This is a genomic window from Paracoccus marcusii (assembly GCF_006151785.1).
GTDB lineage: Bacteria > Pseudomonadota > Alphaproteobacteria > Rhodobacterales > Rhodobacteraceae > Paracoccus > Paracoccus marcusii.
The window spans coordinates 1-3008 of the sequence record NZ_VDDD01000212.1; the positions used below are offsets into that span (position 1 = coordinate 1).

Annotated in this window: 5 protein-coding genes; all 5 read right to left on the reverse strand. The window is 58.8% G+C overall.

Features of this window, described 5'->3' with window-relative positions; genetic code table 11:
- Positions 1–68: 68 nt before the first annotated feature.
- On the reverse strand, positions 69–1178 hold the full coding sequence (locus tag FHD68_RS18170) for an AAA family ATPase (protein ID WP_167550439.1): 1110 nt from the start codon (positions 1176–1178) through the stop codon (positions 69–71).
- Positions 1171–1536 carry a hypothetical protein gene (locus tag FHD68_RS18175; protein WP_139086487.1) on the reverse strand — a complete coding sequence of 122 codons (366 nt, stop codon included), beginning with the start codon at positions 1534–1536 and terminating at the stop codon, positions 1171–1173. Before FHD68_RS18175 ends, FHD68_RS18170 begins: the two co-directional genes overlap by 8 nt.
- A gap of 9 nt (positions 1537–1545) precedes the next feature.
- Positions 1546–1719, reverse strand: a complete 174-nt coding sequence (locus FHD68_RS18180; RefSeq protein ID WP_204245707.1) for a helix-turn-helix transcriptional regulator — start codon at positions 1717–1719, stop codon at positions 1546–1548.
- An 87-nt stretch (positions 1720–1806) separates the two neighbouring features.
- Positions 1807–2322: a hypothetical protein gene (locus tag FHD68_RS18185; RefSeq protein WP_139086497.1), complete on the reverse strand. Its 516-nt coding sequence runs from the start codon at positions 2320–2322 to the stop codon at positions 1807–1809.
- Complete coding sequence (locus FHD68_RS18190; RefSeq protein ID WP_341872780.1) at positions 2322–2900, reverse strand: tyrosine-type recombinase/integrase; 579 nt, start codon at positions 2898–2900, stop codon at positions 2322–2324. Before FHD68_RS18190 ends, FHD68_RS18185 begins: the two co-directional genes overlap by 1 nt.
- Positions 2901–3008 lie beyond the last annotated feature (108 nt).

The following is a 3008-nucleotide window of genomic DNA, read 5'->3' on the forward strand; positions in this document are numbered from 1 at the left end:
CTACAAGATCACCAAGATCGATGAACTGCTGCCATGGCACTGGAACGGGTAGCGGTTAGACCGGACGCTTACCGATAAACCTCAGTCTGAATTGTAGCGTCATCTACCAGATATAGATCATCGTTCACGCTCATCAGCTTCATGCAGATGAGGTCGTTCCGCACCCGAAGGAAGGCTTGGCGCTTCGACGCGGCGTTGTCGCCGGTATGCTTGGCATAGAAAGCATCCCGCCAATCATCGATATGCACGCCAAGAAATGCCGTGCCTTTCTCATTCCAGATGCCCTTCGAGCATGCTGCAGCTTGATAGGTCGCGAGAGCCAAGACCTGCGCTGGGGATCTGCGAGTTTGTCGTTCAGGGGCCTCCGCACCGCGCAGAACCGCGCTTTGCGCATTCCCGCACAGTTGGACGCTCTCGAGGGTAAAGTGCATATCTGCGGGCGGTTCGGCATCTTTCATCTTGGTGTTGATGAGCTGGACGCAGTTCCCGTCCTTTTCCACGCGATACTCAAAGTCCAATGCGCCTTTCAGCGCCATAGCACCGCGGGCCCTTTGTTTGTCGGCATGACCCGAATGATGGACAAGCATTACGACACAGCCCGGATAGCGCGCCTTGAGGTCGTCCATCGCGGCAATGAAATCGCTCATGTCCTTGGTGTTGTTTTCATCGCCGGCGCCAAAGTTTCGCGCCACGGTGTCGATAATGATAAGGCGGGGTGCGCCGTGTTCTCTGGCTACGAGATCGGCCGCTTGAGACACCGCCGTCGCTGATGCCTGGTCAAGAAATTGCGCGGCACGCTCTGACTTGAATAGCGGAACGCCTGCAAGGGGCGTGCCCCGCTCCGCACTCCAAGCCGCAAAGCGTCTGGCTAGGCCATTGTGACCTTCGCCCGCGATAAACAGGACGGGCCCCTGCATGGTCTTGTGGCCGTGGAATGGTTGACCTGTCGCGACAGAGAGCCCCAGATCAACAGCGACGAAGGACTTGCCGCCACCAGGGTCCCCAAAGATCTCCCCTAAAGTGTCAGTCTCGATCAAGCCCTCAACGATGTATTCCGGCTCGCGCCATTCCAGATCCGACACCGCAACGAAGCGGAATTGTGATGGAGTGATGGGTCTCACAGCCCCAGGTGCGCTATGCGCTGCATCGAGAGCATTCAAAGCCGCAAATTCATTCATGCGGCATGCCCTGCTGCACGTAGGCGAAGAACGCAGCCTTCTCCTGCGGGGTGTAGCGGTTAAAGCAGGCGAGGCCATAGGCTTTCCGCTCAGCTCTGCTCGCCCTATCAGCCCAGAATGCTGCCTCCTCCATGAGGCTTCCGAACAGGACGATCGGCATTCCTGCGCGCAGGAACTCGTGCGCACTTTCCAGAACGGTCAAGCGATCGTCGGGTTCAAATTGGGCCAGCGCATCGCTGAAACGCCTTGCGATAGCTTGAAGCTCTGGCATACTGTAATTGTAATCTGCTGAAGATTGAATTCCAGCCTCGGTCGCGCCCGCCAGCGCACCGGGGCTATTCCATGTCTGATCGTTCATAGCTGGACCTCATGCCGCGCGGCGTGCAGCTTCCCAGGACTCGATCTCATCAAGCCTCCAGCGGGTGCAGCCGGGCGAAAGGGAAATTGGTTTCGGAAAGGTCGGATCAGCTTTTACCCAGCGCCAAACAGTTGGACGGGTGACATTGTAGCGGCTGGCGACCTGCTTATCTGATAGATACACGGTGCATCCTTTCGTTGCGGATGCGAACAAGCTGGACTAGCCAATGCGGACGAAAAATCTGCGGCCGTATTTCTGTCCCAATATTGTTTAGTTCAGGTCTTTGGCGCCGCGATCTGCAGCTTTCCTGATTGCATCGTCTGACATCCCCAAGAATGCTTTGGCCAAGTCTGGATGCTTCTTAAGCGCTGCGTTGCGGGCAGCTTTCCCGGTGATGCCGACGCTGTGCTGATCCTGGATAGCCGCGGCCAGCTTGGCATTCCGGCCTTGAGTCTTGGGTTTGCGGCCACGTCGCTGCGCACTGTTGGACATGAACTCGACGTCCGATGGTTCAATCCTCGACCAGAGGGCATCCATCAGGAAGTCATTCGCTTGCCAAACGTGAATTTCGGCTAGATCCAGATCGTTGCCGTCCAGCGCTTTCAGACCGGCACAAGCTGCCTCGTAAGCGCCCAGCCAGGAGCGGCGCCCCGTGCTGAAGTCGTCTGTAGCTTGCCGTTCTCCTGCGCGATCGCCGACCCAAAACCCAGACGCGTCGACAGACTGAGATGGCGCGGTTGCATGCGCTATCTTCTCAAGCCGTCGCCGCAGCGCCTTTGCATCCACTATCCCGCTCCCAGGAACTGCGCCCAGTCAGCCATCATCTGCCGGCGCTTTTCGATCATATCCCCGCGCCGATAGGCACGCTCGACCTCGGACCCAACGCGATGCGCCAAAGCGATCTCAGCCATGTCGCGGGGATAGTCTGTCCGTTCGGCTGCCCAGTCGCGGAAAGTGCTGCGCAGTCCGTGGGGGACCGCTGGGCGGCCTGAGCGTTGATCGAGCCAACCGGATCGCCCGGCCTTTACTTCATCTGCCTGCATGCGGCGCATGACGGCGCTGATGGTCATGTCGGACAGCTGCCCTGCACGTGGGGCAGCAAAGATGAATGGCGAGGCCTCCATTCGCGGCATCGCCTCGATAATCGCGGCTGCCGGACCTGAAAGGGCCACGCGATGCTCCCGATCTGCCTTCATCCGTTCGGCGCTAATTGTCCAAATCTTTGCCCTCAGGTCGATCTCCGCCCATGTAGCGCCGCGCACTTCGCCCGATCGGCTTGCGCATAGCGTGGCGAACTCCAGCGCACGAGCGGCAACGCCTGCACGTTGACGCAAAGCCGCGAACCAGAGCGCGACGTCGGTCATCGCCACGGCGGGCTGATTGCCCTTTGCAGTGATTTTAGAGCGTGTTGCGGCTTTCCCGATTCAGGATACCCCTGTGGCTTGATCTGTGATTCCCTGCCTGCATGACAG

Coding starts and splice junctions, on each gene's coding strand:
- FHD68_RS18170 (WP_167550439.1), bottom strand. CDS start 1,178: ATGAATGAATTTGCGGCTTTGAATGCTCTCGATGCAGCGCATAGCGCA.
- FHD68_RS18175 (WP_139086487.1), bottom strand. CDS start 1,536: ATGAACGATCAGACATGGAATAGCCCCGGTGCGCTGGCGGGCGCGACC.
- FHD68_RS18190 (WP_341872780.1), bottom strand. CDS start 2,900: ATGACCGACGTCGCGCTCTGGTTCGCGGCTTTGCGTCAACGTGCAGGC.